Genomic DNA, 385 nt, shown 5'->3' with positions numbered 1-385 from the left:
CGTACGGCTGAACCCCACGGTGACGCCGTCGGACGTCCATCTGAAGGCCGCGGCCGGGAAGATGGGCGTGGGCGACACCTTCCACCTGGCGCCGGTGGGCGTCTTCTTCGGCGACGGCGAGGACGCGGGAGGAGAGGTCAGGGCCGCCCCGGGCACGGAGGTGCCCGACCCCTACTTCGGCGGCGCGGGACCGGCCCGCCGGGCGTGCACCGAGTGCGGCGAGTGCATGACCGGCTGCCGGCACGGCGCCAAGAACACCCTCACCGAGAACTACCTGTACCTCGCCGAGAGGGCCGGTGCGGTCATCCACCCGATGACCACCGTCACCGAGGTGGCCGAGGACGGCGCCGGAGGCTTCCGGGTGACCACGGTGCGCACCGGGAAG

At 73.0% G+C, this 385-nt stretch carries 1 pseudogene; it reads left to right on the top strand.

What is annotated here, in order from left to right:
• Positions 1-385 (top strand): annotated as a pseudogene (locus ACW69E_RS27795) (cholesterol oxidase); the annotation flags it as partial.

Source organism: Streptomyces sp. SS8, assembly GCF_054072955.1.
This window is presented reverse-complemented; position numbering and strand designations above follow the sequence as displayed.